This is a genomic window from Mycobacterium sp. E2479 (assembly GCF_001667925.1).
In the GTDB taxonomy this organism is placed as follows: domain Bacteria; phylum Actinomycetota; class Actinomycetes; order Mycobacteriales; family Mycobacteriaceae; genus Mycobacterium.
The window spans coordinates 1-5,481 of sequence record NZ_LZJR01000013.1 but is presented as its reverse complement, the minus strand read 5'-3'; the positions used below and the strand labels follow the sequence as shown (position 1 = coordinate 5,481).

6 protein-coding genes are annotated in these 5,481 nt (G+C 66.8%); 5 read left to right on the top strand and 1 reads right to left on the bottom strand.

Annotation, left to right across the window (positions count from 1 at the left end):
* Positions 1–90, top strand: a 90-nt coding sequence (locus A5686_RS27745; RefSeq protein WP_231986253.1) for a hypothetical protein, incomplete at its 5' end; no start/stop codon positions are given.
* Between the two features lie 400 nt (positions 91–490).
* On the opposite strand, the gene A5686_RS02095 is transcribed toward A5686_RS27745, so the two are convergent.
* Positions 491–1,147 (bottom strand): amino acid-binding protein, encoded by a 657-nt coding sequence (locus tag A5686_RS02095; RefSeq protein ID WP_156749901.1) that lies wholly within the window; start codon positions 1,145–1,147, stop codon positions 491–493.
* A 110-nt stretch (positions 1,148–1,257) separates the two neighbouring features.
* On the opposite strand from A5686_RS02095, the gene gatC reads away from it, so the two are divergent.
* The 4 genes from gatC to A5686_RS02075 all read left to right on the top strand — a co-directional run bounded on the left by gatC (position 1,258) and on the right by A5686_RS02075 (position 5,398).
* On the top strand, positions 1,258–1,557 hold the full coding sequence (gene gatC / locus A5686_RS02090) for an Asp-tRNA(Asn)/Glu-tRNA(Gln) amidotransferase subunit GatC (protein WP_067930371.1): 300 nt from the start codon (positions 1,258–1,260) through the stop codon (positions 1,555–1,557).
* Positions 1,554–3,056, top strand: a complete 1,503-nt coding sequence (gatA, locus tag A5686_RS02085; protein WP_067930369.1) for an Asp-tRNA(Asn)/Glu-tRNA(Gln) amidotransferase subunit GatA — start codon at positions 1,554–1,556, stop codon at positions 3,054–3,056. Before gatC ends, gatA begins: the two co-directional genes overlap by 4 nt.
* A gap of 38 nt (positions 3,057–3,094) precedes the next feature.
* Entirely contained in the window at positions 3,095–4,126 is a 1,032-nt protein-coding gene (locus tag A5686_RS02080) for an ATP-dependent 6-phosphofructokinase (RefSeq protein ID WP_067930366.1), read from the top strand.
* A gap of 348 nt (positions 4,127–4,474) precedes the next feature.
* Positions 4,475–5,398, top strand: a complete 924-nt coding sequence (locus A5686_RS02075; protein ID WP_067930379.1) for a MinD/ParA family protein — start codon at positions 4,475–4,477, stop codon at positions 5,396–5,398.
* Positions 5,399–5,481 lie beyond the last annotated feature (83 nt).

Sequence of the window (5,481 nt, the reverse complement as noted above, 5' to 3'; positions counted from 1 at the left end):
GTGGCGCCCTACCCCGCACCCACCGGCGAACGCGCCAACTGGTGGTGGTATGAACCCTTCCAACCCCAACCACCACCCACAACCAACTAACGTGGATAACCCTGGACCGGCCAGTACCGGCAACGTTGAAACTCAAACACGTTGGGGCATCAAGGAAGTTTCCTGGTCCGCGTCCAGTGTGTAAGCGCGACGGCGGGTTAGGAGCGCTGGTCGGCAGCCCGATCGACGAGACTCGACAAGATTTCAGCGGTGAGCAATTGCGGACAGTCGAGGGTCAACACACGGCCGCCATCCGGCAATTGTGTCGTTGGCCCGCGCAAGTGCGCTCGTTCCCGTAAGCCGTGAAACGGTGACAGGTTCGCCATGCTCGCCCTTCGAGTTATGCCCACACGCAAACGAATTGCCGGTGTCCTTAGCGCGCGAAGCGCATTCATTATTGGCTGAATAACAGTGGAAATTTCACGCCTTGCGTGCAGAGTGGGCGCTCGGATCAGCGGAGCATGGTGGCGACGATCCCGGCGAGGTAACCCAGCCGGGCGACCTCCGAGGGCCGGAATTCCGGGCCGGGCCGGCCAAGCACCACCGCGGTGTGCGGGTCGCCCAACGGGGCCGCGACCATCGTCACGTCCATATCGCGCCACGCCTTGGGCACCCACTCGGCGCTGCCATCCAGAGTCGCGGCCCGCTCCAGCGGCAACCACGGGGCCGAATCCGCCTTGGTCTCCGGTGTGCCGGGACTTGCGGCCAGGCGCTGTAGTTCGCCGCCCGCACTGCGCAGCACCGTGCACCAGCTGACGCGCAGAACCTTCGGCGCCTCGTTGGCGAGGACCTGCAGTCGTGCCGCTTTACCCTCCGCCGCCGCTACATGGTCGAGGAGCTCGAGCTCACGATGCGCTTCCAGCAGTCCGGTGTGCGGCCGCACGCTGTCCACCCGGACGCCGGACAGCGACTCGGCCGCGGTGATCAGTGTGTCCGGCATCGCGCCCGGTGGCAGTTCGATCACCAGGTCGTCGGTCGCGTAACCCGAGCTGCGCTCCACGACGTCGAGCGACAAGATGTCGGCCCCCACCGAACCGAGCGCCACCGCCAGCGACCCCAGGCTGCCTGGCCGGTCGACGAGCTCGATGCGCAACAGATATGAGGGCACGGCCAACACTGTTGCATAAGGATGTGTCAACGGCATTTCGGCTCGACCCGGCCGCGCGATCGGCAACGGCAGTGCAGCGCCCCGCAAGCCCGCGACTAGGCTTTGCAGTCGTGTCCCAGATCTCCCGCGACGAGGTAGCGCACCTGGCCCGGCTCTCCCGGTTGGCGCTGACCGACAGCGAGCTCGACAGCTTCGCCGGCCAGCTCGACGCCATCCTGACCCACGTCAGCCAGGTGCAGGCGGTCGATGTCACCGGTGTCGAAGCCACCGGCAACCCGCTGAAAGACGTCAACGTCACCCGCCCCGACAAGTCGACACCATGCCTGACCCAGGCCGAAGCGCTGGCCGAGGCTCCCGCGGCTGTCGACGGCCGCTTCGCGGTCCCGCAGATCCTCGGAGACGAGGGGTGAACGAGATCATCCGCTCCGACGCCGCCACGCTGGCCGCGCGGATCGCCGCCAAAGAGGTGTCGTCGGTCGAGGTCACCCAGGCGTGCCTGGACCAAATCCAGGCGACCGACGACCGCTACCACGCCTTTTTGCACGTGGCCGCCGACGAGGCGCTGGGTGCGGCCGCCGTCGTCGACGAGGCGGTGGCCGCCGGGGAGCAGCTGCCATCACCGCTGGCCGGGGTCCCGCTGGCGCTCAAGGACGTCTTCACCACGGTCGACATGCCCACGACTTGCGGGTCCAAGATTCTCGAGGGCTGGCGTTCCCCGTACGACGCCACCCTCACCTCGCTGTTGCGCGCCGCGGGAATCCCGATACTGGGCAAAACCAACATGGACGAGTTCGCGATGGGCAGCTCGACCGAGAACTCCGCCTACGGCCCGACCCGCAATCCATGGGACGTCGACCGGGTGCCCGGCGGCTCCGGGGGTGGCAGTGCCGCCGCGCTGGCCGCGTTCCAGGCCCCGCTTGCGATCGGATCCGACACCGGGGGCTCCATCCGGCAGCCCGCCGCGCTCACCGCGACGGTGGGAGTCAAGCCCACCTATGGCACCGTGTCGCGTTACGGCCTGGTGGCGTGCGCGTCCTCGCTGGATCAGGGCGGGCCGTGCGCGCGCACGGTGCTGGACACCGCGCTGTTGCATGAGGTGATTGCCGGGCATGACCCTCGCGACTCCACATCGGTGAACGCGGCGGTGCCCGACGTCGTCGCCGCCGCCAAGGCCGGCACGGGTGGTGACCTCAAGGGCGTGCGCGTCGGAGTGGTCAAGCAGCTGCGGGGCGAGGGCTACCAACCCGGCGTGCTGACGGCTTTCGAGGCCGCTGTCGAGCAGCTGACGTCCCTTGGCGCCGAAGTGAGCGAGGTCGACTGCCCGCACTTCGAATACGCGCTGGCCGCCTACTACCTGATCCTGCCGTCGGAGGTGTCGAGCAACCTGGCCCGCTTCGACGCGATGCGCTACGGGCTACGGGTCGGCGACGACGGCAGCCACAGCGCCGAGGAGGTGATGGCCATGACGCGGGCCGCGGGCTTTGGGCCGGAGGTCAAGCGGCGCATCATGATCGGCACCTACGCGCTGTCGGCCGGTTACTACGACGCCTATTACAACCAGGCCCAGAAGGTGCGCACCCTGATCGCCCGCGACCTGGACGAAGCCTATCGCTCCGTGGACGTGGTGGTGTCGCCCGCGACCCCGACCACGGCGTTCCGGCTGGGTGAGAAGGTCGACGATCCTCTGGCGATGTACCTGTTCGACCTGTGCACGCTGCCGCTGAATCTGGCGGGCCACTGCGGCATGTCGGTCCCGGCCGGCCTGTCGCCGGACGACGACTTGCCGGTCGGCCTGCAGATCATGGCGCCCGCACTGGCCGATGACCGGCTCTACCGGGTCGGCGCCGCCTACGAGGCCGCCCGTGGACCGCTGCCGTCGGCGCCCACCGTCGGGACTGTCGCCGGCTAATACCGCCATAAGGCCCCCACCCCAGGCAAGATGAGGGGATGCGGATCGGAGTGCTCACCGGAGGCGGCGACTGCCCCGGGCTCAACGCGGTCATCCGGGCAGTGGTGCGAACGTGCGACTCCCGATACGGCTCGTCGGTGGTCGGGTTTCAGGACGGCTGGCGCGGATTGCTGGAGAACCGGCGCGTCCAACTGCATAACGACGACCGCAACGACCGCCTGCTGGCCAAAGGCGGAACCATGTTGGGTACCGCCCGGGTGCACCCCGACAAACTTCGGGCCGGGCTGAACCAGATCAAGCAGACCCTCGACGACAACGGGATCGACGTCCTGATCCCCATCGGCGGGGAAGGCACGCTGACGGCCGCGCACTGGCTCTCGGATGAGAACGTGCCCGTGGTCGGTGTACCGAAGACGATCGACAACGACATCGATTGCACTGACGTGACTTTCGGCCACGATACCGCGTTGACCGTCGCCACCGAAGCCATTGATCGACTGCACAGCACAGCGGAATCGCATCAGCGGGTCATGTTGGTCGAGGTGATGGGTCGGCACGCCGGCTGGATCGCGCTGAACGCGGGCCTGGCTTCGGGCGCGCACATGACGCTGATCCCGGAACAGCCCTTCGACGTCGAAGAGGTCTGTAGGCTCGTCAAAAGGCGCTTCCAGCGCGGAGATTCGCATTTCATCTGCGTGGTCGCCGAGGGGGCCAAGCCCATCCCCGGATCGATTGCGTTGCGGGAAGGCGGGATTGATGAATTCGGCCACGAGAAGTTCACCGGCGTCGCTGCCCAGCTCGGCGCCGAAGTGGAGAAGCGGATCAACAAAGACGTCCGGGTGACCGTGCTGGGACACGTCCAGCGGGGCGGCACCCCGACCGCCTATGACCGGGTGCTGGCCACCCGGTTCGGGGTGAATGCGGCCGACGCCGCGCACGCCGGAGAATACGGCCAAATGGTTTCGCTGCGCGGGCAGGACATCGGCCGGGTGCCGTTGGCGGACGCGGTGCGTCAACTCAAGCTGGTGCCCGAAAGCCGCTACGACGACGCCGCGGCGTTCTTCGGTTAGCCACGCCGGGAGCAAACAAACGGTGGATCTGAGTGAACTGCGGGTTGAATTTGCACGCTAATGAGCCAGGTCGTCCGCGATTGCCGCACTTTGGTGGTTTCCGGACCGGCATTTCGGGGTTATACCGGGAGTATGAGCAACCGCGGTTCGATTCGCGGATTCGTTCGGCAGTCCGCGGTACGGGCGGGTCCGCCGGGTCCGCCGAACCAAAACCCAGGTTGGCACGAGTGGCGGATCGAGGGCGACCCCGCAGCATCCACCGTGCCGCAGTCCCGCGGCCCGAATCAGCAAATGGACGGACCCCAACAACATCCTCCAGTCGCGCCGCGACCGCCGCGTCCCGAGCCGATGCTGGGTGCGACGGCGCTGGACCGTTTCGACACACACGACACGGACGCGGCCGGGTTCAACTGGCGACAGCTGGTTCATCGCATAACCGGGCTTGAGCTTGGCCCCGACAAAAACACCGCTTATGAGAACCAGCTGCGGCAGCGCATCCGCACCACCGTCGGTAGCGCGTTTCCCATCGCCGTGCTCAACCTCAAGGGCGGGGTCGGCAAGACAGCGGTGGTGGAAGCGCTCGGGTCGACGTTCGCGGCAGTGCGCCGCGACCGGGTGCTTGCCCTCGATATCGACGCCGGAGATCTCGCGGATCGCCACGGCCGCCGCAACCCGCACAGCCTGGCCGACCTGCTGCACGGCAGCCCGGCGGCGCAATACGAGGACATCCGCGCGCTGACGTATATGAACGGTTTCGGGCTGGAGGTGCTCGGGTTGCCCGACACTGACTGGCGCCTGCAGCGCCACGACATGTTGCGAGCCTTTTCAATGCTGCGAAACCAGTATTCGCTGGTGCTGGTCGACTGTGTCAAAACGCTCAATTCCGCTGTGATGGACGCCGTCTTACCGGAATCGCAAGCTCTGGTGGTGGTCACCAGCCCCGCCATCGATGCGATACGTAAAACACGCGCAACGCTGGAGTGGTTGTGTAACAACGGGTATCAGTCGCTGATGCAGTGGACAGTGCTCGCCATCAACCACGTCGAGCTGGGCAAGGTGGACGGTGTGGCCGTCACCGAACTCGACCGACTGTCCGCGCACGTCGCCGCCACGGTGGTGCTGCCATTCGATCGGCACGTGCACGATGGTCGAAAGATCGCGCTGGACCGGTTGAGCAAGGAGAGCCGTCGCAGTTATCTGGAGATGGCGGCCGTGCTGGCCGATATGTTCCCGGGCAGGGAAGGGCAGGGCGACCGCTTCCCGGTGGCGTGATCATTCTGACCGGTGGTGACCCGCTTCGCCCGGCTCCGCCGCGCTCGCGATCACCACGGTGTTGACCGGTGGTGACCCGCTTC

Excerpts from the sequence above, each read along its gene's own strand:
- A5686_RS02075 (WP_067930379.1), top strand. The coding sequence starts at position 4,475 with ATGCTGGGTGCGACGGCGCTGGACCGTTTCGACACACACGACACGGAC.
- A5686_RS02080 (WP_067930366.1), top strand. The coding sequence starts at position 3,095 with ATGCGGATCGGAGTGCTCACCGGAGGCGGCGACTGCCCCGGGCTCAAC.